The organism is Streptomyces sp. MAR4 CNX-425 (assembly GCF_048656465.1).
GTDB lineage: Bacteria > Actinomycetota > Actinomycetes > Streptomycetales > Streptomycetaceae > Streptomyces.
Genome location: NZ_JBMDLF010000004.1, coordinates 595,991 through 620,629 on the forward strand (window position 1 = coordinate 595,991; position 24,639 = coordinate 620,629).

The window sequence follows — 24,639 nt, forward strand, 5'->3', positions numbered from 1 at the left end:
ACTTCGGTACGGGGTGACCGCTGTGGCGGGGGAGAGCCGCCCGGGGCCCGCCCGGCCGGGCGGGCCGCGCCCCGCTACGCGGACAGCGGCAGCGGCGCCGTCGCGCGGGCCTCGTCGTACCGCCGGGCCAGCAGCTCCGCCAGCTCCGGCGCCGCGCCCAGCACCGGCGCGAGCACGTCCGCCCGCGCCTCCCGCGCCCCGCGCACGATGCGGTCCGGCAGGAAGCCCGGGGCGATGACGTACGGGGCGACCGCCACCCGCTCGGCGCCGTCCGCGCGCAGGGCGCGGACGGCGTCCGCCGTGCGGGGTGGGGCCGCGGAGGCGAACGCGGGCCGCACGGCGCACCATCCCGCGGTACGCCGCCACTCCCGCGCGGTCTCTGCGACGCTCGCGATCGCCTCCGGGTCCGAGGAGCCCGCCGCGGCCAGCACGACACCCGTGCGGGCCCGGTCGGCGGGCGGGTACGGCCAGGCCGCCGCCATCCGGCGGTCCAGCGCCGCCGTCAGCAGCGCGTCCGGGCCCAGCACGCCGCCCTGCGCCACCCGCAGCCGCGGCAGCGCGGCCCGTACCTCGTCCAGCGCGGCGGGGATGTCGGACTTGGCGTGGAAGGCGCGGGCCAGCAGCAGCGGCAGCGCGACGACGTCCCGTACGCCCTCGTCGTGCAGCCGCCGCAGCGCCCGCGGCACGCGCGGGGCGCAGTGGTCCAGATAGCAGGTCTCCACCCGCGCGTGCGGCCGCGCCGCCGCCACCCGCGCCGCGAGCGCGGCGACGGTGGCGGCGTGCCGCGGGTCGCGGCTGCCGTGGGCGACGATCAGCAGTACGGGATGCATGGCTCGCAACGCTAGGACGGTCCGGTTGGGGGACGGTTGGGCGGCGCCGCGGCCGTCGCCGCGGCGCCGGGGCTCAGACGTTGATGCCGCACTCGGTCTTGGCGAAGCCCGCCCAGCGGCCCGCGCGGGCGTCCTCGCCGGGCGCGACCCGGCGGGTGCAGGGCGCGCAGCCGATGGAGGGGTAGCCGTCGGCCAGCAGCGGGTTGGTGAGCACGCCGTGCTCGGCCACGTAACGCTGCACGTCCGCCTCCGACCAGCGGGCGATCGGCGAGACCTTCACCTTGCGCCGCTTGGCGTCCCAGCCGACGACCGGCGTGTCCGCGCGCGTCGGCGACTCGTCGCGGCGCAGGCCGGTGGCCCAGGCGTCGTACGCGGCGAGGCCGTCCTCCAGCGGCTGCATCTTGCGCAGCGCGCAGCACAGGTCCGGGTTGCGCTCGTACAGCCGGGGGCCGTACTCGGCGTCCTGCTCCGCGACGGTCTGCCGGGGGGTGAGCGAGACGACGTTCACGTCCATCACGGCGGCGACGGCGTCGCGGGTGCCTATGGTCTCGGGGAAGTGGTAGCCGGTGTCGAGGAACAGGACGTCCACGCCCGGCAGGACCCGGGACGCCAGGTGCGCGACGACCATGTCCTGCATCGACGAGGTGACACAGAAGCGCTCGCCGAAGGTGTCCGCGGCCCAGCGCACGATCGTAAGCGCCGGGGCGTCCTCCAGCTCCCGGCCGGCCCGCTCGGCGAGCGCCGCGGTATCCGTATCCGCGTCTTCGATGACCGTCATCGGTGGTGGTTCCCTCCATCGCTGTCGGAGCGCAGGCCGTCGGCCAGCAGTCCGAGGAACGAGAGCTTGAAAGCGCGATTGCAGGCCCGGCACTCCCAGGAGCCGTGCCCGGATTCGGAAGGACGCAGGTCCTCGTCGCCGCAGTACGGGCAGTAGAAGGGCGCCGCCCGCCCGCTCACGTGAGGTCCTCCTCGCCGGCGCGGGCGGCCCACTGGGCGAACCGCTCGCCGTCCGCGCGGCCGGCGGCGTAGCGGGTCAGCAGGCGCTCGACGTAGTCGGGGAGCTGCGCCGCGGTGACCTTCAGGCCGCGGACCTTGCGGCCGAAGCCGGGGTCCAGGCCGAGGCCGCCGCCGAGGTGGACCTGGTAGCCCTCGACCTGCTCGCCGTTCTCGTCGGTGACCAGCTGCCCCTTGAGGCCGATGTCCGCCACCTGGATACGGGCGCAGGAGTTCGGGCAGCCGTTGACGTTGATGGTGATCGGCTCGTCGAACGCGGGCAGCCGCCGCTCCAGCTCGTCGACGAGCGCCGCGCCGCGGGCCTTCGTCTCGACGATCGCCAGCTTGCAGAACTCGATGCCGGTGCAGGCCATCGTGCCGCGCCGGAACGCCGACGGCTCGACCTGGAGGTCCAGCGCCGCCAGCGCCTCGCGCAGCGGCCCGACCCGGTCCTCCTCGACGTCCAGGATGAGCATCTTCTGCTCGACGGTGGTACGGAGCCGGTCGGAGCCGTGCTCCGCCGCCAGCTCCGCGACCTTCGTCAGCGTGCCGCCGTCGACGCGGCCGACGCGGGCGGCGAAGCCGACGTAGTAGCGCCCGTCCCGCTGCCGGTGCACCCCGATGTGGTCGCGCCAGCGCTGCGCCGGCTGCGCGGGCGCGGGGCCGTCGGCGAGCGTGCGCAGCAGGTATTCGTCCTGGAGGACCTGGCGGAACTTTTCCGGCCCCCAGTCCGCGAGCAGGTACTTCAGCCGGGCCCGGTTGCGCAGCCGGCGGTAGCCGTAGTCGCGGAAGATCCCCACGACGCCCTCGAAGACGTCCGGCACGTCCTCCAGCGACGCCCAGGCGCCGATCCGTACCCCCAGCTTGGGGTTGGTGGACAGCCCGCCGCCGACCCACACGTCGAAGCCGGGGCCCAGCTCCGGGTGCTCGACGCCGACGAAGGCGACGTCGTTGATCTCGTGCACGATGTCGAGCAGCGGGGAGCCGGAGACCGCGCCCTTGAACTTCCGGGGGAGGTTCGAGTACGCCGGGTTGCCCACGACGCGCCGCTGGATCTCCTCCAGCGCCGGGGTGCCGTCGATGATCTCGTCGGCGGCGATGCCGGCGACCGGGGAGCCGAGGACGACGCGCGGGACGTCGCCGCACGCCTCGGTGGTGGACAGGCCCACCGACTCCAGCCGGCGCCAGATCTCCGGGACGTCCTCGATCCGGATCCAGTGCAGCTGGATGTTCTGCCGGTCGGTGATGTCGGCGGTGCCCCGGGCGAACTCCTGGGAGATCTCGCCGATCGTCCGCAGCTGGGTGACCGTCAGCCGGCCGCCGTCGACGCGGACGCGCATCATGAAGTGCTCGTCGTCCAGCTCGTGCGGCTCCAGGACCGCGGTCTTGCCGCCGTCGATGCCGGGCTTGCGCTGGGTGTACAGCCCCCACCAGCGCATCCGCCCGCGCAGGTCGGCGGGGTCGATGGAGTCGAAGCCGCGCTTGGAGTAGATCGTCTCAATACGTGTCCGCACATTGAGACCGTCGTCGTCCTTCTTGACCTGCTCGTTGGCGTTGAGCGGCGTGAAGTGGCCGGCGGCCCACTGGCCTTCGCCGCGGTGGCGGCCGGCCTTGCGGCGCCCGGCCGCGGTGGGGCGCGTGGAGGAGTTAGCCATGACAGGAGTGTCCTTAAGGCAAGCGAGGGAGCCGGCCGGAATTGCGCATGACCCGGTGTGACCTGCGCAAACGGTTCTCCGGCAGGGCGGTGTGACAGGGGCGCGCGCGAGCGTCCGCGACGGTGGGGACGGCTGGGTGGCGGCGGGAGGTCGGCGGTGCTGTGACTTTCAGCCCGCCGGACAGATGGCGCTGGACATGCGGCCGAGATCGACGTGACGCCGACTCACCAGGGCGACTCCAGCTCGATCCATGGAGAGAGCGTGGCACGGGGTGCGGGGAGCCGTCCACAGTAATCCGCCATGCGGACAGTACGGTCTTGCTATATGGACCGCGGGGTTGACGTGCCTACGTCCGTGCGCTGCCGGCGGGGGTGTCCTCGGTGCGTACGTCGAAGATCCGGAAGCCGCGGCGCCGGTAGTTGTCCAGGGCGTACGGGCCGTCGTCGTTGCAGGTGTGCACCCACACCCGGCGCGTCGCCGCCCGCCCGGGCCAGCGCCCGGCCAGGTCCCAGGCGCGCGCCGTGCCGACGGAGAGCAGGTGCCCGCCGATGCGCCGGCCGCGGAAGGCGGGCAGCAGCCCGAAGTACGTGATCTCCACCACCCCGTCCGGCTGCCCCTGGAGCTCCAGGTACCCGGCCGGCGTCCCGCGCTCGTACGCCACCCAGGTCTCGGTCCCCGGCTCCTCGACGAAGGCGCGCCACCGCTCCTCGTCCCACACCAGCCGGTCCGTCCACGACACGTCGGCGCCGACGGCCCCGTAGAGGTAGCGGTTGAACCCGGGCGAGGGGATCCCGGCGCGTACGACGGTCAGCTCGCCGGCCGCGACGGCCGCGGGCTCGGCCGCCGGGCTGAGGTCGGCGGCGGCGGTCTGCTCCAGCGACCAGGTGGTGACGGCGGTGCTCTCCATGCCGGAATCAGACCACGGTGCGCGGCGTCTTGCGGACCCGGGTGCGGTGCAGGAATCTGCGTCACGACCCCTTGCCCGCGGGTGGGCGCCGCCCGTAGCTTATGGCAAGCGCTTTCTGTGGCCTTGGCCACTGACGGAGCACCGCACCAGGAACCACCAGGCAGCACCCGGCACCACCTCGATGCACGACCGCCGGACGCCCGGAGCAGCATCCACGGTCACCGCGCCGGACACCCACCCGGACGGCGGCCGGGAACCGTTCCCCGTCCGCAGGAACCACCCGGCGACGGCCACCTGTTCAACCTCGATTGGATGCATCGCGAGTGACAACGGCACAGGACGACCTCAAGACGCCCGCCGCCGTCCCGACCGCCCCCGAGCGGACGGTGCGGCGCGGAGCGCGCCTCGGCAACCAGCTGGCCGCCTTCGGCTCCGCCGTGTGGCGCCCCCTCATCGTGCTCGCCCTGATCGGCCTCGTCTGGTGGTTCGTCACCGCGCGGGAGATGGTCGAGCGCTACCTCGTCCCCACCCCCGGCTCCGTCTTCGAGGTCATGTGGGAGGACCGGTCGATGCTGGCCGAGCACACCTACGTGACGCTCTACGAGACGGTCATCGGCTTCCTGCTGGCCGCCGCCATCGGCATCGCCGCCGCGGTCCTCATCGTCTACTCCAGGACGGCCGAGCGCTCCCTGTACCCGATCATCCTCTTCGCCCAGGTCATCCCGAAGATCGCCATCGCGCCCATCCTCATCGTGTGGTTCGGCACCGGGCTGTCCCCGAAGATCATCCTGGCGGTGCTCATCGCCTTCTTCCCGGTCGTCGTCTCCGGCGTCGCCGGACTGCGCGACACCGACCCCGAACTGCTCGACCTCTCCGCGACGATGGGGGCGAGCCGGTGGAGCGTCTTCGTCAAGGTGCGCTTCCCCGGCGCGCTGCCGCAGCTGATGGCCGGGCTGAAGGTCGCGGTGACCCTCGCCGTCGTCGGCGCCGTCGTCGGCGAGTTCGTCGGCGCCAGCGAGGGACTGGGCTACATCCTGCTGCTCGCCAGCGGCAACCTGAACTCCGCGCTGCTGTTCGCCGACCTGATCCTCATGTCGGCGATCGGCGTGGTGCTGTTCGTCGTCATCGAGATCGCCGAATCCCTGCTCATCCCGTGGCACGCCAGCCGCCGGGAGGGCTCCAGCGTGACCATGGCGACGACCTGAACCGCCCGGGCCCGGGCCCGTGCACCGCCCGGCCCGCCCGGTCCGCCGCCACGGCGCCGCGGCCCGTATCCCGCAGTACCGGACCACCGGACCACCCAGGAAGGCAAACCACATGAAACGCACCGCGGCGACCCTCACCCTGCTGAGCGCGCTGCTCGCCGCCGCCGCCTGCGCCCCCGACACGTCGGACGACGACGGCGGGGGCGGCTCCGGCGACGAGAAGGGCGAGAAGGTCACGCTGACCCTCAACTGGGTGCCGTACGGGGAGCACGCCCCCTTCTACTACGGCGTGGAAAAGGGCTTCTACGCCGACGAGGGCATCGACCTGGAGATCAAGCCGGGCAACGGCTCCGGCGCCACCATCCAGCAGGTCGCGCAGAACCAGACCGACTTCGGCTGGGCCGACACCCCGCCGCTGATGGCGGGCATCAACGAGGGCATGGAGGTCAAGAGCCTCGGGGTGTACCTCCAGAAGGGCCCGTCCTCCGTGCAGTTCATGTCCGACCAGGAGATCAAGGAACCGGCCGACCTGGTGGGCAAGACCGTCGCCGGCACGCCGGGCGACGCGATGTACGCCACCTTCCCCGGCTGGCTCGAAGCCAACGACGTGGACCCCTCGGAGGTGAAGGTCGTCAACGTCCAGCCCGCGGACAAGATCTCGCAGCTGGCCGCCGGCAAGGTCGACGCCATCATGGGCTTCTTCCACGACCAGGGCCCCACCATCGAGAACACCACCGGCGAGACGGTCGACTACATCCTCTTCTCCGACTTCGGCATGAACGTCCTCGGCACCGGCATCGTCGCCTCGGACAAGCTGCTGGCCGAGGACCCCGAACTGGCCAAGGCGTTCGTCCGGGCCACCACCAAGTCGTGGCAGGAGGTCGAGGCCAACCAGGAGGAGGCCGTGAAGATCATGTCCGAGGCCGCGACCGAGCCGCCGCCGGACAACGTCCTCGCCAACCAGCTCAAGGACACGCTGCCGCTGCTGGAGGGCGACGGCGGCGCCATCGGCGTCAACTCCGAGGAATCGTGGCAGGAGACTGTCGATCTGCTGGCGGACGGCGGGATGCTGAAGGAGGCCCAGGAGCCCGCCGCCTACTGGGACGCGTCGTACGCCGCAAAGGGGTGAGCAGTGCCGCAGCTCGAAAAGAACAAGGCCGCCGCGAACGGCACGGCGGCGTCCGCAAGCATCGACGTCCGCGATGTGACGTGCACCTTCACGACGAAGCGCAGTCGCACCACGGCGGTCGACGGGGTCTCGATGCGGATCGAGCCCGGTGAGTTCGTCTCCATCCTCGGCCCGTCGGGCTGCGGCAAGTCGACCCTGCTGAAGATGATCGCGGGCCTGGTGCTGCCCACCACGGGCCAGGTCAGCCTGCTGGGCCGGCAGGTCACCGGCCCGCAGCGCAACATCGGCTTCGCGTTCCAGCGGGCCTCGCTGCTCCAGTGGCGCGGGGCCCGGAAGAACATCCTGCTCCAGGCCGAGATGCGCGGGATGGACAAGGCCACGGCGGCCCGCCGGGCCGACGAGCTCATCGAGCTGACGGGCCTGACGGGCTTCGAGGACGCCCTGCCGCACGAGCTGTCCGGCGGCATGCAGCAGCGCGTCGCCCTCTGCCGGGCGCTGCTGCACGAACCGCCGGTGCTGCTGCTCGACGAGCCGTTCGGCGCGCTGGACGCCCTGACGCGGGAGCACCTCAACGTCGAACTGAACCGCATCTGGCGGGAGACGGGCACGACCATCGTGCTGGTCACCCACTCCATCTCGGAGGCGGTCTACCTCGGCACCCGGGTGGAGGTGATGAGCGCGCGCCCGGGCCGGATCGTCGAGACCATGCCGGTGGACCTGCCGGCGGCGCGCGAGTACGGGAAGGTCATGTCCGCCCCGGAGTTCGAGACCCTGGCCGCCCGCATCCGCACCCTCCTGGGAGGCGCGCACTAGCCCCTTCCCGGAGCACGGATCGCCGGGTCACTGGATCCCCGGTCGGCGGTCACGACGGTCCGTGTCCACCAGCAAGCCGCCGGGGCCTCGACGAGGGCCCCGGCCGGCGAGCCACCCGTCCGGTCTCGGCGCCCCCGGGGTGGACCGGCCACAGCGGCGGCGCCGTCCCGTCCTCGCCTGGGATGTCTCAGACGGTAACCTGCCAGCCGCCCTCCCCATCACCCCAGCCGGTGACCTCGGGGCGGACCGGAGGGAGCGCCCAGGGCTCGAGTACTCCGTCGCAGAGCTCCGTCAGAAACTGGACGACCCCACCCGCGTAGTGCCACCAAGGGCCGTTGCGGGAGCAGACGGTGACCCGCCAGTCCTCAGGATCGTCCCCGAGCACACTCCAGAAGAATCGGTCGCCCTCCTTCGACTCCCCCCAGGAGATCAAATGGGTCGTGACGAGCTCGGGGGGCCGCAGATCGGCGTCGTACGAAGAGTCCCGGGCCTCCTCGTCCCGAGCCTCGGCCCACTCGCCTTCCTCCCCCGGCCAGGGGGTGAACACGCCCAGGAAGTCGTCCAGCTCGAAGGCCGGATACCACTCGGCGAGCGCCTTGAAGTCGGACGGCAGACCCGTACCGAGTTTTTCCTCGGCCGTCCTCCAGTCGAATACGCCCTTATCCTGCCGACGGAGTTCCGCCAGCCCGGGGACGACGCGTTCCAGTGCGGCGATCGCCTCTTCGGGAGCGAGGATCCTGCGCACCGGTTTCTGGGTTCCCATCAGCTCTTCCACGGACGCAGCCTGCCAGACGGCTCTGACAATTCGTGGCCGCGTTGCTCCGCAGGCGTAGCCTCTGCCTATGGGCGAGCATCTTGGTGACCGGGTGGCGCGGCTGCGTCGGCTGGCCGACCTGACGCAGGAAGGGCTGGCGGCGCGTTCCGGCCTCTCCGCCGACGTAGTGCGGAAGCTCGAACAGCACCGAAAACACAGCGCACGACTCCCGATGTTGCATGCGCTGGCGGAGGGACTTGGGGTCGAGCTGACCGCCTTGCTCGGCGATCCGCCCGGCGTCCCGTCGACCGGCGAAGCGGATCCGCCCCAACTGGTCGGTGTGCGCCGTGCCATCATGCCGCCGTTGTTCGCACCGCCCCCGGAGCCGGACTCGGTGGAGCACCTGTCTGTTTCTCTGCTGCGGCGAGAACTCGCAGATGGCTGGACCCTGTACCACGACGCCGAGTTCGGGCGCCTGACGGATGTTCTGCCGGGCATCATCACGGATGCCCGGCTGGCCGCTGCCGTTGGCTCCACGGACGATCGGGCGGCAGGACAGGCCGCGCTCGGCAAGGCACTCCAGCTCGGCGGGCATCTCGCCATCCGGCTGGGTAAGACGGATCTCGCACTGTCCGCCCTGGAACGCGCCATGGACGCCGCGTCGCGGTCCTCCGACGCGCTGTTGGCCCCCATGATCGCGAACAGCGTGGCGTGGAACTACCAGCGCCAGAATCGGCTTGACGACGCGGAACACCTGGCCGTTCATGCCGCTGACGGGGTTGAACGGGAGTATTACGACACGGCCGAGGGCGTGCGTGTCTGGGGCGGGCTGCTGATGTCGGCGGCCACCAGCGCGGCCCGTTCCGGCGACTACGACACCGCGGACGAGATGATGCGCGCCGCCGAGAAGGCGACGCGGCGACTCAACCGCCTGAAGCCCCCTGAGAACGGCAAGCTCGTATCCGTGTTCAGCCGCTCGTCAGTACGTATCGAACGTGTGCGGTTGGCCGTTCAGCACGCGCGGCCCGAGGAGGCCCTTGAGCTTGCGCGCGGGTTTCGGCTGTCGGCGGACACGCCCCCCTCGTGGCGCACCTGGCTGTTGCTGGATGTGGCGCGCGCTTACACGGATCTGGGAGATGCGGCCGGTGCCGTAACGGCACTGGAACGGCTGCGCCGCGTCGCTCCGGCGTGGATACGGCACCACACGCTGGCCGTCGCCATTGTCAATGACCTCCGCGCCCTGCCGTCCCCACCGCCCGGGCTGCGAAAGATCGTCGAGTTCCTGGGGATCAGGGATTAGCGCGCGAAACTAGGCCGTTCCGTCCCTGGGGCTCGACCGTCACTTTCGCGACCATCGGGGTGTTCCGAGAGCCGAGGCGAGGCGAGGACCGTGCCCGAGTTGACGACACAGCAGACGACGTCCGTGCTGCAGCAGCCGGTGAAGTGGAGCTGGACCCGGCATCGGCGATGTGTCGGGCTGGCGCGGGCCCAGTTGCGGAAGATGCTGGCGCGGTGGGGGATGGCCGAGCTGGAGTTCGCGGCGGTGGCGGTCCTGTCGGAGCTGGTGGCGAACGCGGTGGTGCATGCACGAGTGCCGCCCGGGCGGGAGGTCCACACCCGGTTCGTCCCGGTGGACGGCGGGGTGCGTATCGAGGTGCACGACGCCTCCGGGGAACTGCCGGTGCCGCGGGTGCCGGACGAGTCCGGAGGCTACGGGCTGACGCTGGTGGATGAGCTGTCGGCACGGTGGGGCGTGGCGGAGCGCGGCGGGGTCGGCAAGTGCGTGTGGGCTGTGATCACGGATGGGGACCGTCCGGCTCCTCAAGCTGCGGGATGAGGTCGAGATCGCCCACCGATGGTGGGCCGAACCACCCCGTACTCCCGGCCGCCGGGTGGGCCACGCCGGTTCGGGTGGCGCCTCTACCGCCCGCGCGCATCGTCCAGGACTGTGTCCATCAGGCGCTGGGTCGCCGCGATGCCGCGGGTGATCTGGGCGGGGTCGCCGGTGCCGGTGGTGTGGACCACGACGGCCGTGCGGCCGTCCTCCGTGCAGGAGGCGTACGTCTCGCTGCCCGCGCCCTGGCCCGCCGGGGTCCATACGGGGCGGCCGGAGGGCAGGGTGCGGCGGATGATGCCCAGGCCGTAGCGGCCTCCGGGGATGAGCCGGGCGTAGTCGGCCGTGAGGGGGACCGAGCGCAGCATGGAGCGGAGTTGGGGTGGGGGCAGGACGTCGCCGCGGAGGAGGGCGGTGGTGAAGCGGGCCAGGTCCCCGGGGGTGGTGACGATCTCGCCCGAGGCGCCGTAGAAGGTCATGTTCCGTACGGTGGTGTCGGTCCACTCGGCGCGGCTCTCCGGGAACCGCTTGTACGTGCGCGCGTGCGGCTGCGGCAGCGCCGGGTCGTCGGCGGGCGCGTAGGTGTGGCGCAGGCCGAGGGGGCGGGTGACGCGGCGGTGCAGTTCCCGGCGCCAGCCGTGGCCGGTGACCGCCTCGGTGACCATGCCGGCGACGACGAAGTTGGTGTTGGAGTACTCCCAGTCGGGCTCGGGGTCGTCCGGGTCGGCCGGCGGGAAGGAGGGCGGCTCCGCCAGCGACATGGCGACCAGTTCCGCGGGGGCGTAGTGGCGGTACCGGTGGCGCCGGAAGGACTCCCCGGTCTGGTCGAAGTCGATGAGCTGGGTGTGGTTGGGCAGCCCGCTGGTGTTCTGGAGCAGGTGGCGCAGGGTGATCGCGTCGCCGTCGTAGCCGTTGCCGGTGATCAGGCCCGGCAGCCAGCGGGACACGGGGTCGTCCAGGGTCAGGCGCCCCTCGGCCTCCAGGGCGAGGACCAGCGTGGCGATGAACGTCTTGGTGATGCTGTTGCCGCGGACGTGGCCGTCGTACGGGGGCGGCTCGGCGGTTTCCAGGTCGGCGACGCCGGAGCGGGCGCGGGCGCGGCGCCGGCCGTGGTGGAGGTGGGCGACGAGGCTGACGAAACTGCCGTCGGCCCGGGCCCGTTCCACCTCGCGCCGCAGCGGGCCGCCGCCGGGGCCGTCGGTGCCGGCGGCGCCGGAGCCCCGTGCCGCGGCGAAGGGCACCGGGGCGGCGGCGAGGGCGGCCAGGCCGGCGCCGGCCACGGCGCGACGGCGGTGACGGTGAGGGGACGACGGTGAGTGCATGCGGGGACCTCCTCGGCTCTGGTGAGCGAGTCTGGCCGCCGGACGGGTGCCGTGTCGGTAGCTCTTCTGCCCGTCCGGGGTGGAGATTTGTGCAGTCTTGACGCGGGCCGCACGCTCTCCGCACTATCAGAACATGTCTTCTGAGAAGAAAGGTTCCGACGGAGGCGGGGGGTCCGACCCGCGCGCCCTGCGGGCGCTGGCGCACCCGGTCCGGCTCGACCTGCTCTACCTGCTGGAGCGGGAGGGCCCGCTGACCGCGAGCCGGGCCGCGGAGCTGCTCGGGCTATCCGCGAAGGTGTGCTCGTACCACCTCGGCACGCTCGGAAAGTACGGCGTCATCGAGGAGACCCACGGCGGCAAGGGCCGCGCCCGGCCCTGGCGGCTGCGCGAGATCGCCCTCGGCTACACCCACGACCCGGACGAGGAGCCCGAGGCCACCCACGCGGCGGACGCCTTCGCCGCGGCCATGCTGGCCCGGGACGCCCGGGTGGTCGAGGAGTTCATCCGCCGACGCCACCGGCTGCCGCAGCGCTGGCGCAACGTCTCCGCGATGTCCAGCACCCCGCTCCGGCTCACCCCGGAGGAGCTCCGCGAGCTGCGCGCCGAGCTGCTCGCCGTACTCCACCGCTACGCCGAGCGCGGCGGCGCACCGGACCCCGGCGCGCATCCCGTGCACACGGCCGTCTACGCCGTGCCCACCGGACTCGGCGTCCTCACCGCCCGGGAAGAAGACTGACGATGGCGGGCCCCACCGCGGACGGGGGCGCGACCCGGGTCCTGATCGCCGAGGACCCCGAGATGCTCCGGCAGGCCCTCGCCCGGCTGCTGGCGGAGCACGGCACGGACCGGGCCCGGGCCAGGGCACGGACCCCGGGCCGGGGTCACGACCGCCTCCTCGACCGCATCACACCGCGGGAGCGGGAGGTGCTGGCGCTGATGGCCGAGGGCCGCTCCAACAGCGGCATCGCCGATGCGCTCGTCCTCAGCCGCAGCGCGGTCGCCAAGCACATCAACGCCATCTTCACCAAACTCGACATCCCGCCCGCGGGCCGCGACAACCGCCGGGTGCTCGCGGTCCTCGCCTACCTCCGCGCCGGGCCCGTCTGACGCGGACGGCGCCCGCGCCGCCTCAGTGGCGGGCGGCCAGGATCGCCGGGGCGTGGGAGTGGGGGAGCAGGTCGGCGGGGTGGGCGGGGAGGCGGAGCTGGACGTCGATCGCGTCGCAGAAACGATACGGCCTGTGGGCCAGCAGCCCGGCGAACTTCCGGCGCAGCCGCGACACCTCGGCCCGTACCGTCACCGTACGCTCCGGGTCGCCGAACAGCGCGCCCGCCAGCGCCGTGGCGCTGAGCCCGGCCCGGTGCACCGCCAGCAGGTACAGCAACTCCGCGTGCCGCGGGCTCACCTGCTGCGTCCACCGGCCCGCGCCGCCCAGCACCGACAGGCTCGCCGCCGCCGGCCGGGTCAGGTCCAGCACCACCCCCGTGGGCGGCGGCGCGGCGCCCTCCGGCTCGACCCGGACCAGCCACCCGCCGCCCGGCAGCGGCTCCAGCGCGCACCGCCCCAGCCCCGGCAGCACGCACGCGCCCGCCTGCGGCGACTTCGGCAGCGCCACCCGCTCCGGCGGCGCCATCCCGGTGGCGGCCGCCGCCCAGCCGTGCTCGTCCACGGCCAGCGCCCGGCCGCCGATACGGGCCAGGACGGGCGCCGCGACCGCGCGCAGCCGGCCCATCGCCGTCCAGTGCCGGTCCCGCAGTTCGCCCTCCGCGACCCGGCCGACGGCGGTGACGAACGCCAGCGACATCGTCGGCATCGTCCGCGCCGGGCCGGTCACGTTGACCACGCCCAGCAGCCGGCCGTCGCGCGGGTCGGTCAGCGGGGCGGCGGCGCAGCTCCACCGGCGGCAGGTGCGCAGGAAGTGCTCGTCGCCGTAGACGCCGACGGGGCGGCCGGTCGCCAGCGCGGTGCCGATGCCGTTGGTGCCGGCGGAGTCCTCGCTCCAGCTCGCGCCCTCCGCCAGCCCGATCCGGTCCACGGCCTTGAGCATCGCGCTCTGCCCGTCCCGCCACAGCACCACGCCGTCGGCGTCGGTGACCACGACGACGTGCTCGGGCACGGTGTCCTCGGCCGGGATCAGCCCGTCCCGCAGCACCTCGCGCAGGACGCCGACCCCCGCCGTACGGCGCCGCCACTCCAGCTCCGCGACGCCCACCTGCCGCCGCGGCCGCCCGCCCTCGCGGTCCAGGCCGCGCTCCCGCGCGCGGCGCCACGACTCCCCGATCAACTCGCGCGGTACGTCGGCGGCCGGCGTGGCCGGCGGCGGCTCGGGGAAGGGGACGGCGTACGCCTCGGCCGCCCGGCCGCCGCCCGCGCCGGCGGCGCCGCCCGGTGTCCGGTGCCAGCCGCCCCGCGGGCCGCGCACCCGGCCGTTTTGCCGGGGCCCCCGCCCGCCGCCCGCATCCGCAGTTTCCGGCACAACACTCCCCGCCGGCCCGGCAGTTCACCGGGCCCGGGGTCAATGGTGCCCGCGTCTTCGCCCCCGCGCCCACCTCTTCGACCAAACCGATCGTTCGCTGCAATTTCACGCTGCAACGTTGTGCAACCTTTGCCCACGCGCGTGCGCGGGAGTTGAGTGGCGTGGGGTAGTGAGCGGAAGGGGCGCCGAGTCGGCGCGGCACCGTTTCCCGCACCCTGCACCGGCGGAAGGCCGCCTCTCCTCCCTGCGGGAGGGGCCTTCCGCCGTCGCCCCACCCGCCGGCCGCCCCCGGCCACCCTCGGATCCGCCACCGCCGCGGCTCACTCCGCCACCGGCCGGGCCCGGTCCACCACCGCCCGCAGGTCCAGCCCGTGCGGCAGCGTCCCCGCCGCCGCCCCCCACTCGCCGCCCAGCCGCGACGCGCAGAAGGCGTCCGCGACCGCCGCCGGCGCGTGCCGTACGAGCAGCGCCCCTTGCAGCACCAGCGCCAGCCGCTCCGCCAGCCGGCGGGCCCGCGCCTCGACGCCCGCCAGGTCCGCCAGCTCCGTCAGCAGGTCCTTCACCGCCCGGTCGAGCCGGTGGTCGGCGCCGCGCGCCCGGCCGATCTCGGTGAGCACCGCGTCCACCGCGCCCGGCTCCCGCCGCAGCGCGCGCAGCAGGTCGAGCGCCTGTACGTTGCCGGAGCCCTCCCAGATCGAGTTCAGCGGCGCCTCGCGCAGCAGCCGCGGCATCCCCGACTCCTCGACGTACCCGTTGCCGCCCAGGCACTCCAGCGCCTCCGCCGCCACCGGCGTGCACCGCTTGGTCACCCAGTACTTCGCCGCCGGCACCGCCAGCCGCAGGAAGGCCAGCTCCTCGTCCGTCCCCGCGTCGTACGCCGCCGCCAGCCGCAGCGCCAGCGCCGTCGCCGCCTCCGACTCCAGCGCCAGGTCCGCCAGCACGTTGCGCATCAGCGGCTGGCCGGCGAGCACCCCGCCGAACGCCGTGCGGTACGTGCAGTGGTGCACCGCCTGCGCCACCGCCTGCCGCATCACGGCCGCCGCGGCGGTCGCGCAGTCCACCCGGGTGGCGGCGACCATCCCGATGATCGTCCGGATGCCCCGGCCCTCCTCGCCGACCCGCCAGGCGAGCGTCGTGCCGTCGAACTCGACCTCGGCGGAGGCGTTGGAGCGGTTGCCGAGCTTGTCCTTCAGCCTCTGGAGGAGAAAGGTGTTGCGGCTGCCGTCCGGCAGCACCCGCGGCAGCAGGAAGCACGTCGGCCCGCCCGGTCCCGCGCCGCCGGACGGCACCTGCGCGAGCACCAGGAAGGCGTCCGACATCGGCGCCGAGCAGAACCACTTGTGCCCGGTCAGGGCGTACGCGCCCGCCCCGGCCGGCTCCGCCCGCGTGGTGTTGGCCCGTACGTCGGAGCCGCCCTGCTTCTCCGTCATCCCCATCCCGGCGAGCGCGCCCGCCTTCCCGGCGGCGGGCGCCAGCTCCGGTTCGTACACCCGCGACGTCAGCAGCGGCTCCCAGACCGCGGCCAGCTCCGGCTGCGCGCGCAGCGCCGGGACGGCGGCGTGCGTCATCGACAGCGGGCAGCCGTGGCCGGCCTCCGCCTGCGTCCACACCAGGAACCCGGCCGCCCGCCGCACGTGCCCGTCCGGCCGGTTCCAGGCGCCGGTCAGCCCGGCCGCCACGCCGCGCTCCAGGAGCCGGTGCCAGGCGGGGTGGAAGCCGACCTCGTCGACGCGCCGGCCGTAGCGGTCGTGGGTGCGCAGCACCGGCGGCGCGGCGTTCGCCTCGGCGCCCCACCGCTGCGCCTCGGCCGACCCCGCCGCGCGGCCGAGCGCGCTCAGCTCCGCCCGCGCCGCGTCGTGCCGCTCCGGGGCCACGTACCGCCCGACCGCCTCGGTGAGCGCCGCGTCCGCGGCGTAGACGTCGTAGCCGACCAGTGGCGGTGCCTGATTCGTCACTGTATGAGTACCTGCTGCCATGACAGCTACGGTAGGCAGGTGGGAGCAGAACGGGAAACGGGCGCGGAACAGGGCGGACGGGGCGGACCCCGCGGCCGGCTGCGCCGGGCCCGGGCCCTGTACCAGCACCTCCCCAAGCGCCGCGTGGCGTGGCTGCTGCTGAAGGACACGGTCAACTCCTGCATGCAGCACCGCGTGATCGGCCTCGCCGCCGAGGCCGCCTTCTTCAGCCTCCTGTCGCTGCCGCCGCTGCTCCTCGGCCTCCTCGGCCTGCTCGGCTACTTCGACCAGTGGCTCATCGACGTCGGGACCATCCGGCACAACATCATCGACGCCTCCGACGCGGTCCTGACGGAGAAGGGCGTCGACGAGATAGTCCGCCCGCTCCTCGACGACGTCACGCGCGGCGGGCGCCCGGACCTCATCTCGTTCGGCTTCGCGCTCGCGCTGTGGTCGGGCTCGCGCGCCGTGAACGTCACCATCGACACCATCACCATCATGTACGGGCTCGAAGGCCACCGCGGCATCGTCAGGACCCGGCTGCTGGCGTTCGGGCTGTACCTGGTGGCGCTGGTCATCGGCGTGGTCGCGCTGCCGCTGATGGTGGCCGGGCCGGACGCGGTGGTGCATCTGCTGCCGTGGAGCGAGACCGCCGTACGGGTGCTGTACTGGCCGGTCGTCGTGGTGCTGTCCGTCGCGTTCCTGACGACGCTCTACCACGCCGCCGTACCCGTCCGCTCGCCGTGGCGCGAGGACGTGCCGGGCGCGCTGGTGGCGCTCGGCATGTGGCTGCTGGGCAGCCTGCTGCTCCGGCTCTACCTGCTGAACGCCGTGGAGGGCCCGACGATCTACGGCTCGCTCGCCGCGCCCGTCGCCGTGCTGCTCTGGTTCGGGGTGTCGGCGTTCGCGGTGCTGGTCGGCGCGGCGGTCAACGCCGCGTTCGACCGCGTCTGGCCGTCCGTCGCCACCGCCACCGGCCGCGCCGAGACCGCCCGGGCCCGGGAGGAGGCGGCGGCCCGGGTGGTCGCCGAGGCCGCCGCGGAGCGGCTGGCGCGGGCCCGGGGGCTCGACGGCGACTCGTCGGCGGAGGAGTGGGCGGAGGACCCGGTGGAGGAGTGGGCGGAGGAGGAGGCCGAGGAGGCGCCGCGGGCCGAGGCCAGACGGGCGGGGGAGCGGGGCGGGGGCGCGGACGCGTACCGGCCGGACGCCCGGGGCGAGCCCCGGGAGGAGGACGCGCGGCACGAGGTGAAGTGACCGCCCGCCCCGCCCGCCCCGCCGCCGGTACGGGTCGGGGCCGGTACGGGCCGGGGCGCCCCGTCAGCGGTACGCGTCGAGCAGCCGGGCCAGGTGCCGGCCGGCGAGATGCAGCGGCGTCGCGCTGCGGAACACCTGCGCCGCGCCCTCGGCGCCCTCGATGGTGGTGACCACGGTCCACGCCAGCTCCCGCGCGTCCGCCTCGGCGAACCCCGCCGTCACCAGCCGCTCGGCCACCAGCCGCTGCCAGTGCTCGTACGTCTGCGTGCACGCCCGCTGGATCTCGGGGATGCGCCCGGCGGTCTCCAGCGCCGTGGCCGTGACGGGGCAGCCGTCGGACCAGCCGGAGTCCCGCAGCCCGGCGGCGAGCGCGTCCGTGCAGGCCACCACGGCGGCGGCCGGGTCCGCCTCCCGCGCCAGCGACGCGGACAGCAACTCCGCGAACTCCGCGTCCCCGTGCCGGATCGCCGCGACGGCCAGTTCCTGCTTGCCGCCGGGGAAGAAGTGGTAGACGGAGCTGAGGGTGGCGCCGGCCGCCCGCGCGATCTCCTTCACCGACGTGCCCTCGTACCCCTGCCGCTGCAACAGGCGGGACGTGGCCTCGACGATCCGCTCCCGCGTGCCGGGGGTCCGTGTCTGCCGCTGTGGCCGTGACGTGGTCTGCACGTGCCCACCCTACTGGATGGAGCGTTCGTTCCAGGGGGCGTGCTAGCGTCGAGGCATTGGATGGAGCGTTCGTTCCAATCCGTCGGCAGGGAAGGATGACGATGAGCAAGCAGCACGTGACCGTGATCGGCCTCGGCCCGATGGGGCGGGCCATGGCCGCCGCGCTCCTGGCGGCCGGGCACCCGGTGACCGTCTGGAACCGCACGCCCGGCCGCGCCGACGCGCTCGCGTCGCGGGGCGCCACCCCCGCGGACACGGTCGAGGACGCGCTCCGCGCCGGCGGGCTGACGGTGCTGAGCCTGACGGACTACGCCGCGATGTACGCGGTCCTCACCCCGGCCGCCGCCGCGCTGCCCGGCCGGGTCCTGGTCAACCTCAGCTCCGACACCCCGCAGGAGTCCCGCGCGGCCGCCGCCTGGGCCGCGGAGCACGGCGCGGCGTTCCTCGCCGGCGGCGTGGGGTCGCCGCCGTCGGGCATCGGCAGCCGGGAGACGATGACGTACTACAGCGGGGACGAGGCGGTCTTCGCGGCGCACCGCGAGACCCTGGAGGTCCTCAACCGCACCGACTACCGCGGCGCCGACCCCGGTCTCGCGCAGGTCTACTACCAGATCGGGATGGCCATGTTCTGGCCGGCGATGCTGGGTTACGTGCACGCGATGGCGCTGGCCCGGGCGCACGGCCTGTCCGCCGGCGGCTTCCTGCCGTACGCGAAGGACACCCTCGGCTCCCTGCCTGCCTTCGCGGACTTCTACGCGCCGCGCATCGACGCCCGGGACCACGCCGGGGACGTCGACCGGCTGGCGATGGCGGAGGCGAGCCTCGACCACGTGCGGCACACGGCGGCGGACGCGCGGGTGGACGCCGCGCTGCCGGCGGCGTTCCTGGAGGCGGTGCGCCGGGGGATGACGGCCGGGCACGCGGGCGACAGCCTGACGAGCCTGGGCGAGGTCTTCGCCGAACGGGCGGCGTAGCCTCCGCCCCGGCCCCTGTCCTGGTCCCGGCCCCGGTCCCGGGCCGTGCGGGCGCCCGCACGGCCCGGGACCGGGGCGCGTCAGGTCCCCTTCGCGCGCAGGAAGCGGCGCAGCCGCGCCGGCGGCCAGGTGTTGATCACGTCCTCCGGCGTCAGCCAGCCGCGCCGCGCGATGCCCACCCCGTAGCGCATGTTCGCCAGGTCCGGCACCGAGTGCGCGTCGCTGTCGACGGCGAACCTCACCCCGTACCCGCGCGCCCGCAGGATCAGCTCGTCCGGCAGGTCGAGGCGGTTCGGGTGCGCGTTGACCTCCAGCGCCGTGCCCGTACGCGCGCAGGCCGCGAAGACCGCGTCCCAGTCCGCGTCGACCGCCGGCCGCTTGCCCGCCTTGCGGGTGGTGGGGTGGCCGATGATGTGCACGTGCGGGTTCTCGACCGCGGCGAGGAAGCGCCGGGTCATCTCGTCCCGCGGCTGCGTGAAGTGCGAGTGCACCGACGCCACGCACACGTCGAACGTCTCCAGGAACTCCCCGGGCCAGTCGACCGAGCCGTCCGGCGCGATGTTCAGCTCCGTGCCGTGCAGCAGCCGCATCCCGCCCCTGCGCCGCCGCGAGCGCGCGTCCAGCTCCGCCACCGTCTCGCGCTGGGCGAGCATCTTCTCCTTCGTCATGCGCTGCATGCGCAGCTCGGGGGCGTGGTCCGTGATCGCGTAGTACGTGTAGCCGCGCTCCCGGGCGGCGTCCACCATCGCCTCCAGCGAGTCGATCCCGTCCGTGAGGTCGGTGTGGGTGTGCAGGTCGCCGCGCAGGTCGTCCTCCGTCACCAGCTCCGGCAGCCCGTCCCCGGCCGCCGCCTCGATCTCGCCGCGGTCCTCCCGCAGCGGCGGCGGGATCCACGGCAGGCCGAGGCGCGCGTAGACGTCCTCCTCGGTCTCCACGCGGACGCGGCGGCCGCTGCGGGCGTGGAACAGCCCGTACTCCGACAGCTTCAGCTTCTTGCGCACCGCGATCTCGCGGAGGCGGATGTTGTGCTCCCTGGACCCGGTGAAGTACTGGAGCGCGGCGCCCCACGCGCCCGGCGGCACCACCCGCAGGTCGACCTGGACGCCGTCCGTGGTGCGGACGCTGGTCTTCGTCCCGCCCGTGCCGATGACCTCCCCGACCATCGGCAGCCCGGTGAACGCCGCCGTCAGCGGCCCGGAGTCCGCCGCCGCGGCGAGCACGTCGAGGTCCCCGGCCGTCCCGCGGCGCCGGCGCAGCGAGCCCGCGTACGCGCAGCGCTCGCAGCCCGGCACCGCCGACAGCCGCGCGACGATGTCCTCGGCCAGCGCCAGCGCCGTGTCGACGGGGATCCGGCCGGTGGCCGAGCGCAGCAGGTCGATGCCGTGGAGCAGCTTCTCCTCGCTCTTCGGGCCGAACCCCTTCAACCCGCGCAGCCGGTGCTCGCCGATCGCCGCGGCCAGCTCGTCGACGGACGACACGCCCAGCTCCTCGTAGAGCAGCAGCGCCCGCTTGGGGCCGAGGGCGGGGATCGCGATCAGCTCCCGCACCCCGGCCGGGATCCGCTCCCGGGCCTCGTCGACCGCCGCCACCCGGCCCGTACGCAGATACTCGCCGATCTTGTCCGCGATGGAGCCGCCCACCCCGGGGATCGCCTTGAGCGCCCGGGCGTCCAGCCCGGACACGTCGGCGGAGTGGCCGCCGACCGCGCGGGCGGCCCGCTCGTAGGCGCGCGCCTTGAAGGCGTCGCCGCCGGTGATGGACAGCAGGTCGGCGTACTCCTGAAGGAGCGCGGCGACCTCCTCGTTGGAATCCACCTCAGCTCACCTCGGTCCACGTCGCGGGGGAGTGGTACGGGCGGCGGGGGCCGGCGGCCCGAAGCGACGCGCCCGTGCCGACAAGCATGCCGCCGATCCGCGCTCCGCGCCGCCCGAGCGCGGCGCTGGCGCGGACGAAAACCGCTGGCGCCACGTGTGCGCAGCTGCGTACGCTTCCAGCGCACCAGGTGACCGGTACCGACCAGGGAGGTGAGGGCCATGACCGAAGCCGTCAGGGGCACAGTCCCCGCAGGACAGCCGCACGCCCGCTCCTTTCCGAAGGGTCACTCCGTTGACACACCTCCCCGCCTCCCGTCCCCTCTCCGCGTACGGCTGGGATGAGGCCGCCGCCGACGCCTTCGCGCCGTACGAGTCCGAAGGGCTGATCCCCGCCCGCATCGCCCGGGTCGACCGCGGCTCCTGCGTCGCCCTCACCGACACCGGCCCCGTACGCGCCACCACCGCCCGCCTCGCGGGCGCCGACCGCGCCGCCGGGCGGACCGCCGACCTCACCCGGCTGCCCTGCACCGGCGACTGGGCCGCGCTCGAACCGGGCGCCCGCCCCGCCGTCACCGCCCTGCTGCCGCGCCGCACCGCGTTTCTGCGCTCGGCGTCCTCCAAACGCTCCGAGGGCCAGGTCATCGCCGCCAACGTCGACCACGCCGTCATCGCCGTCTCGCTGGCCGCGACCCGCGCCGCCGACATCGAACCGGCCCGCCTGGAACGGATGCTGTCGCTCGCCTGGTCCAGCGGCGCGCAACCGCTGATCGTCCTCACCAAGGCCGACCTGGTCGACGACCCTGTCGTCCTCGGCCACCTGGTCGCCGACACCGAGGAGGTCGCCCCGGGCACCGGCGTCCTCGCCGTCAGCGCCGCCACCGGCGCCGGCCTCCAGCAGCTGGCCGCCGCGCTGGCCACCGGCACCTCCGTGCTCCTCGGCGCCTCCGGCGCCGGGAAGTCCACCCTCGCCAACACCCTGCTCGGCACCGCCGCCCAGCAGGTCCACGCGGTACGCGACGCCGACGGCAAGGGGCGGCACACCACCGTCACCCGCGACCTGCTGCCCCTGCCCGGCGGCGGCGTCCTCATCGACACCCCCGGCCTGCGCGGCGTCGGCCTGTGGGAGGCCGACGACGGGCTGGGCCAGGTCTTCGCCGAGATCGAGGAGCTGGCCGCACACTGCCGCTTCCACGACTGCGCGCACACGGCCGAGCCGGGCTGCGCGGTCGTCGCGGCCCTGGAGAACGGCGAGCTGCACCCCCGCCGGCTGGACAGCTACCGCCGCCTGCGGCGCGAGAACGCCCGCATGGCGGCCCGCACGGACTCCCGGCTCCAGGCGGAGCGGCGCCGGGAGTGGAAGCGCCGCGACGCGGCGGACCGCGAGGCGCGGGCGCGCAAGGGGAGGCAGTGAGCGGCCCACCGGCCGCCGCGGCCGGTGCGCCCGGCCCCCGGCGCCGTACGGGCCGGAGCCGCCCCGCCCGCCACCCCGAGACGACCGCCGGATTCCCGGCGGTGTGACCGCGCGCGGCGCGTCAGCGGCTCCCGGGAGAGCCGTCCGCGCACCAGCCGCGTTCCCGGGCGTACCAGCCCAGTTGCAGCCGCGTGTGCACCCCGGCGATCTCCATCAGCCGCTTCACCCGCCGCTGTACGGTCCGCAGCCCCAGGTCCAGCTGCTTGGCGGCGCTCGCGTCCGTGAGCCCCGCGAGCAGCAGCCCGAGGATCTGCAGGTCCACCGCGTCCGGCCCGTCCGGCCCCTGCTCGGCCACCGCCCCGCCGCCCGCGGGCAGCCGCAGCGGCACCGCCTGCCGCCACAGGCTCTCGAAGAGCCCCATCAGCGACTCCAGCAGCCCGCTCGCGTGCACCACCAGCGCGGCGGGCTCGCCGGCTTCGGCGGACATCGGCACCATCGCCGTCGCCCCGTCCGCGATCACCAGCTTCGTCGGCACCACGTCCGCGACCCGCAACTCCTCGTTCCGGCGCAGCGCCTCGGCCGCCTCCGCCACCGTGCCCGGGGCCAGCAGCCGGGAGCGCTCCAGCACCACCCGGAACCGCACACCGCGGCCCGCGGCCTTCTCCTCCGCGGTGTTGTCCTGGCTGCGCACCGCCAGCGGCTCCCGCGTGACCAGCGCGCACACCTCCTGCTCCGCGCCGAGCTGGAGCTGCAGAAACCGGTGCGCCACCGCCCCCGCGCCGGTCACCACCTCCACCAGGTCGTGTACGTCCGCGGGCTCCCCGGCCTCCGCGCGGTACTCCTCCGCCAGCAGCGCCGCGGCCAACTCGGCGCGCTCCAGCTCGTGCCGCTGCTGGATGAGCAGCGCCCCCAGCGCCACCGACGGCGGCGCCGCCACCCACCGGCCGGGCCGCGCCGACGACTGCGCCGCCAGCCCGTGCTGCTCCAGCCGCCGCAGCGTCCGCACCGCCTCCGGCTCCGGCAGCGTCAGCCGCCGCGCCAACTCGGGGACGTCGGCGGCGCCGAGTGCCACCAGCGCGCGGTAGGCCGACTCCTGCATCTCGTCGAGTCCGATGGCACCGAGCACCCGCACATCCTGACCGCACGGGCGGCCCGGGTGGAAGGCCCTTGCCGTGATCTTGCGGGTCCGGTCGTTCCGGACGGGGACGGCGGGGAACAATAGGGGCATGGACCGGCAGGGGGATACGGCGGGGGATCGCCGCAGCGAGGACGACTGGTGGCACGACCTGTACGCGGAGGGAGTGCCGGACACGGGGCCGCAGCGCGGCGGGGACACGCTCGACGACCGCTTCGCGTCGGCGACGCGGGCGGTGGAGGAGGAGTCGGAGGCGGCGGGGCCGTCGCGGGCGTCGCGGGCGTCGGCGGCGGAGCCGTACGACCAGATGCGGGACCCCGACTACCCGCCGCTGGCCGACTCCGCGTCGGCGGCGCCTTCGGTGTCGGGCGTCCCGGGCTTCACGGAGCGCGCGGAACCGGCGGCTCCGGAGCCGCCGGCTTCGGAGCCGCCGGAGGGCCGTGGCTGGACGGACGACGTGTTCGCGGGCATGCGGGAGGACTTGAGGGCGGACCGCCGCCTGGAGCGCGCGGAGATGGACGAGCCCGACGAGGCGGACGGGCCGGGTGTCGCGGACGAGGCAGCGGTGGCGGAGCCGGAGGCGGAGGCGGAGGACGAGCCGGAACAGGACCCGGTGCCGTACGCCCGCCTGCCCCGCCCCCGCCCGCGCCACGGAGTCGGCGGTGGCCGGAGGTGGAGTCCGCGGGGCCCGCGTGGTGGAGACGGCGGATCGCGCCCGGTGGACGCGGAACCGTCCGGCCGGAGGCACCCGTGGAACCGGTCCCGGCGGAAGAGCGCCCACCGGCCACGCGGGCATGCGGGAGGACTTGAGGGCGGACCGCCGCCTGGAGCGCGCGGAGATGGACGAGCCCGACGAGGCGGACGGGCCGGGTGTCGCGGACGAGGCAGCGGTGGCGGAGCCGGAGGTCGAGGCGGAGGACGAGCCGGAACAGGACCCGGTGCCGTACGCCCCGCCGTCGCCCCCGCCCGCGCCCGCGCCACGGGAGTCGGCGGTGGCCGGAGTGTGGGAGTCCGCGGGGCCCGCGTGGTGGGAGTCGGCGGGTCGCACTCCGGTGGACGCGGAGGCGCCCGGCCGGGAGGAAGCCGTGGATCCGGTCCCGGCGGAAGAGCCGCCCACCGGCCCCGGGGGGCCTGCGGGTCACGCACCGGCCGAGGCGGCGGGGCCGCCGGCCCCGGACGAAGCGGTGGCGCCCGCCCGGTGGGAGTCCACGGAGCCGCCGCCTGGACCGCGGACCGTTGCGGACGATGCCTCGACCGGTACGGTGCCGTCCGGTCGCGGGGAACCCGCGGACGGAGCCCCGGACGCCGCGCCCCCGCCGGGCCCCTCGGCGGAGTCGGCCCCCGCGGAGAGGACGACGCCCGCTCCGGGGGAGACGCCGCCGGGGCCGCGTGCTGCTGCGGACGCGGGGGAGCCCCGCGCCGGGGAGACCGCGCCGCGCCCCTCTGTACCGTCCGCCCCTGAGGACTCCGCGCCGCCTGCCTCCGCGCCGCCCGCTTCGGTGGGACCGGCGC

Annotated in this window: 22 protein-coding genes and 1 pseudogene; 10 read left to right on the forward strand and 13 right to left on the reverse strand. The window is 74.5% G+C overall.

What is annotated here, in order from left to right; genetic code table 11:
- Nucleotides 1-74 precede the first annotated feature (74 nt).
- From ACHZ99_RS15520 to ACHZ99_RS15545, 6 genes are all read right to left on the reverse strand, one after another.
- A complete protein-coding gene (locus tag ACHZ99_RS15520; RefSeq protein ID WP_420305153.1) occupies nt 75-830 on the reverse strand; it encodes a sirohydrochlorin chelatase in 756 nt (251 codons plus the stop codon).
- 73 nt (nt 831-903) lie between these two features.
- The gene (locus ACHZ99_RS15525) at nt 904-1,608 is read right to left on the reverse strand and encodes a phosphoadenylyl-sulfate reductase (RefSeq protein WP_420305154.1); all 705 of its coding nucleotides are present in this window, start codon (nt 1,606-1,608) and stop codon (nt 904-906) included.
- A complete protein-coding gene (locus ACHZ99_RS15530; protein WP_420305155.1) occupies nt 1,605-1,787 on the reverse strand; it encodes a hypothetical protein in 183 nt (60 codons plus the stop codon). Before ACHZ99_RS15530 ends, ACHZ99_RS15525 begins: the two co-directional genes overlap by 4 nt.
- Nucleotides 1,784-3,478: a nitrite/sulfite reductase gene (locus ACHZ99_RS15535; RefSeq protein WP_420305156.1), complete on the reverse strand. Its 1,695-nt coding sequence runs from the start codon at nt 3,476-3,478 to the stop codon at nt 1,784-1,786. The genes ACHZ99_RS15530 and ACHZ99_RS15535 overlap by 4 nt, the downstream gene beginning before the upstream one ends.
- 168 nt (nt 3,479-3,646) lie before the next feature.
- Nucleotides 3,647-3,730, reverse strand: coding sequence for a putative leader peptide (locus ACHZ99_RS15540; RefSeq protein WP_367648462.1), 84 nt, complete (start codon nt 3,728-3,730; stop codon nt 3,647-3,649).
- Nucleotides 3,731-3,824: 94 nt separating this feature from the next.
- Nucleotides 3,825-4,385 carry a GNAT family N-acetyltransferase gene (locus ACHZ99_RS15545; protein ID WP_420305157.1) on the reverse strand — a complete coding sequence of 187 codons (561 nt, stop codon included), beginning with the start codon at nt 4,383-4,385 and terminating at the stop codon, nt 3,825-3,827.
- Nucleotides 4,386-4,708: 323 nt separating this feature from the next.
- Here ACHZ99_RS15545 and ACHZ99_RS15550 point away from each other — a divergent pair, with 323 nt between their 5' ends.
- The 3 genes from ACHZ99_RS15550 (at nt 4,709) to ACHZ99_RS15560 (ending at nt 7,532) form a co-directional block, all read left to right on the forward strand.
- Nucleotides 4,709-5,590 (forward strand): ABC transporter permease, encoded by an 882-nt coding sequence (locus ACHZ99_RS15550; protein ID WP_420305158.1) that lies wholly within the window; start codon nt 4,709-4,711, stop codon nt 5,588-5,590.
- A gap of 112 nt (nt 5,591-5,702) precedes the next feature.
- Nucleotides 5,703-6,719 carry an ABC transporter substrate-binding protein gene (locus ACHZ99_RS15555; protein WP_420305159.1) on the forward strand — a complete coding sequence of 339 codons (1,017 nt, stop codon included), beginning with the start codon at nt 5,703-5,705 and terminating at the stop codon, nt 6,717-6,719.
- A 3-nt stretch (nt 6,720-6,722) separates the two neighbouring features.
- Nucleotides 6,723-7,532, forward strand: a complete 810-nt coding sequence (locus ACHZ99_RS15560) for an ABC transporter ATP-binding protein (RefSeq protein WP_420305160.1) — start codon at nt 6,723-6,725, stop codon at nt 7,530-7,532.
- A 187-nt stretch (nt 7,533-7,719) separates the two neighbouring features.
- Here the strand turns inward: ACHZ99_RS15560 and ACHZ99_RS15565 are convergent, their stop codons facing one another.
- Nucleotides 7,720-8,307 carry a hypothetical protein gene (locus ACHZ99_RS15565; protein ID WP_420305161.1) on the reverse strand — a complete coding sequence of 196 codons (588 nt, stop codon included), beginning with the start codon at nt 8,305-8,307 and terminating at the stop codon, nt 7,720-7,722.
- 67 nt (nt 8,308-8,374) lie between these two features.
- On the opposite strand from ACHZ99_RS15565, the gene ACHZ99_RS15570 reads away from it, so the two are divergent.
- On the forward strand, nt 8,375-9,586 hold the full coding sequence (locus tag ACHZ99_RS15570) for a helix-turn-helix domain-containing protein (protein ID WP_420305162.1): 1,212 nt from the start codon (nt 8,375-8,377) through the stop codon (nt 9,584-9,586).
- Nucleotides 9,587-9,685: 99 nt separating this feature from the next.
- The gene (locus tag ACHZ99_RS15575) at nt 9,686-10,123 is read left to right on the forward strand and encodes an ATP-binding protein (protein WP_420305163.1); all 438 of its coding nucleotides are present in this window, start codon (nt 9,686-9,688) and stop codon (nt 10,121-10,123) included.
- 83 nt (nt 10,124-10,206) lie between these two features.
- On the opposite strand, the gene ACHZ99_RS15580 is transcribed toward ACHZ99_RS15575, so the two are convergent.
- Complete coding sequence (locus tag ACHZ99_RS15580; protein ID WP_420305164.1) at nt 10,207-11,400, reverse strand: serine hydrolase domain-containing protein; 1,194 nt, start codon at nt 11,398-11,400, stop codon at nt 10,207-10,209.
- Between the two features lie 175 nt (nt 11,401-11,575).
- On the opposite strand from ACHZ99_RS15580, the gene ACHZ99_RS15585 reads away from it, so the two are divergent.
- Both ACHZ99_RS15585 and ACHZ99_RS15590 read left to right on the forward strand, forming a co-directional pair.
- Nucleotides 11,576-12,178, forward strand: a complete 603-nt coding sequence (locus ACHZ99_RS15585; protein ID WP_420305165.1) for an ArsR/SmtB family transcription factor — start codon at nt 11,576-11,578, stop codon at nt 12,176-12,178.
- 8 nt (nt 12,179-12,186) lie between these two features.
- Nucleotides 12,187-12,549, forward strand: a pseudogene (locus ACHZ99_RS15590) (response regulator transcription factor); the annotation flags it as partial.
- Between the two features lie 22 nt (nt 12,550-12,571).
- Here ACHZ99_RS15590 and ACHZ99_RS15595 read toward each other — a convergent pair.
- Nucleotides 12,572-13,864, reverse strand: coding sequence for a GAF domain-containing protein (locus tag ACHZ99_RS15595; protein WP_420305166.1), 1,293 nt, complete (start codon nt 13,862-13,864; stop codon nt 12,572-12,574).
- A gap of 374 nt (nt 13,865-14,238) precedes the next feature.
- Nucleotides 14,239-15,894 carry an acyl-CoA dehydrogenase family protein gene (locus ACHZ99_RS15600; RefSeq protein ID WP_420305167.1) on the reverse strand — a complete coding sequence of 552 codons (1,656 nt, stop codon included), beginning with the start codon at nt 15,892-15,894 and terminating at the stop codon, nt 14,239-14,241.
- On the opposite strand from ACHZ99_RS15600, the gene ACHZ99_RS15605 reads away from it, so the two are divergent.
- A complete protein-coding gene (locus ACHZ99_RS15605; protein ID WP_420305168.1) occupies nt 15,877-17,127 on the forward strand; it encodes a YihY/virulence factor BrkB family protein in 1,251 nt (416 codons plus the stop codon). The two genes, ACHZ99_RS15600 and ACHZ99_RS15605, sit on opposite strands and share 18 nt — an antisense overlap.
- A 63-nt stretch (nt 17,128-17,190) precedes the next feature.
- Here the strand turns inward: ACHZ99_RS15605 and ACHZ99_RS15610 are convergent, their stop codons facing one another.
- Nucleotides 17,191-17,793 carry a TetR/AcrR family transcriptional regulator gene (locus tag ACHZ99_RS15610; RefSeq protein WP_420305169.1) on the reverse strand — a complete coding sequence of 201 codons (603 nt, stop codon included), beginning with the start codon at nt 17,791-17,793 and terminating at the stop codon, nt 17,191-17,193.
- Between the two features lie 95 nt (nt 17,794-17,888).
- On the opposite strand from ACHZ99_RS15610, the gene ACHZ99_RS15615 reads away from it, so the two are divergent.
- Entirely contained in the window at nt 17,889-18,767 is an 879-nt protein-coding gene (locus ACHZ99_RS15615) for an NAD(P)-dependent oxidoreductase (protein WP_420305170.1), read from the forward strand.
- Nucleotides 18,768-18,847: 80 nt separating this feature from the next.
- On the opposite strand, the gene polX is transcribed toward ACHZ99_RS15615, so the two are convergent.
- Entirely contained in the window at nt 18,848-20,581 is a 1,734-nt protein-coding gene (gene polX / locus ACHZ99_RS15620) for a DNA polymerase/3'-5' exonuclease PolX (protein WP_420305171.1), read from the reverse strand.
- Between the two features lie 292 nt (nt 20,582-20,873).
- Between polX and rsgA the strand changes: the two genes are divergently transcribed.
- Entirely contained in the window at nt 20,874-21,992 is a 1,119-nt protein-coding gene (gene rsgA, locus ACHZ99_RS15625; protein WP_420305172.1) for a ribosome small subunit-dependent GTPase A, read from the forward strand.
- 121 nt (nt 21,993-22,113) lie between these two features.
- Here the strand turns inward: rsgA and ACHZ99_RS15630 are convergent, their stop codons facing one another.
- Nucleotides 22,114-23,118 carry a helix-turn-helix domain-containing protein gene (locus ACHZ99_RS15630; protein ID WP_420305173.1) on the reverse strand — a complete coding sequence of 335 codons (1,005 nt, stop codon included), beginning with the start codon at nt 23,116-23,118 and terminating at the stop codon, nt 22,114-22,116.
- Nucleotides 23,119-24,639 lie beyond the last annotated feature (1,521 nt).